Genomic DNA, 1,046 nt, shown 5'->3' with positions numbered 1-1,046 from the left:
AAAAAATACATATAAATTTTTAGTTTCATATCATACACCATCCGTCAAAAAAGTGCTATGAATATAATCTCTATATTTTATGAGATTTTGTCACAGATGCAAAATGTTATTTATTTAATAAGCCTTTGTACATTATGTATGCAAGTATAAAATATGGTGGCATTATATCGACATCATGCCTGTGAGTTTTATCATTAAACTCTACTTTATGTGAATGCCCTTTACTGCCACCGACAGACTCAGTAATAGGAGCTACACGATTATTCTTTGTATTATTCAGTGCTCCACCATTTATCCAGCTATCTTTTAATGGAACGTTCCAATAACCAAAACCGAATGCATAATTTATATCATAGATGTCTCCCTGCTTATGATTATGATTAGGAAGTTCGCTAATAGATAAGCTATGTTCTAAAACTTCCACACTTATATTTGACTCTGAAAATTCAGTGTATTGTTTTATTCTGTATACGCCGTCCGATGCATTCTTTATTATTTCTTTTTCACTTCCAGCACCCACATTATTTATTCCTCCACCTAATATGAATTTATCTATAAGATTAGGGGTTCCATTTTTACCATCGCACAATAGCCACCCATCAGGTATTTCATTTCCGAAAAAAATAATAATAGTTCCGATAGGTAAAGTTGTTGTTAATGTCATAGTTTCTCTATCCCTTTAAAAGGTTAATTTAACAGTAACTAACTAATAAGGTTGTTTACTCTGTGTTACGGTAAGTGACAAATTAGTTGGTACTCTGGTTAATTTAGGCTGCCTGTATTTCCCATTACGTGTTCAGCATGACTTCACCTATCGGTTGCCAGTTTAGTGCCCTGCCTAACCGACGTTCAATTAGGAACTTCTTTCTCGAAAAAAGAATAACCTTTCCAATTGGAAAATTATTTCTGTACTATATATTACCGTATTTTTTAATAGGCCAAACTCACAACACCCAACCAACGTGAGCATTAACCAAATTTTACTTGTAACATTATTGATAATAGCAGAGATTCCAGAATTATCTGCATGCGTATAAAAACAGATG

At 33.0% G+C, this 1,046-nt stretch carries 1 protein-coding gene; it reads right to left on the bottom strand.

Annotation, left to right across the window (positions count from 1 at the left end; genetic code table 11):
• Positions 1 to 106: 106 nt before the first annotated feature.
• Entirely contained in the window at positions 107 to 664 is a 558-nt protein-coding gene (locus J5067_RS23155; RefSeq protein WP_264627643.1) for a phage tail protein, read from the bottom strand.
• Positions 665 to 1,046: the final 382 nt, after the last annotated feature.

It is taken from the genome of Candidatus Symbiopectobacterium sp. NZEC151 (assembly GCF_025962655.1).
Classification (GTDB): domain Bacteria; phylum Pseudomonadota; class Gammaproteobacteria; order Enterobacterales; family Enterobacteriaceae; genus Symbiopectobacterium.
This window is presented reverse-complemented; position numbering and strand designations above follow the sequence as displayed.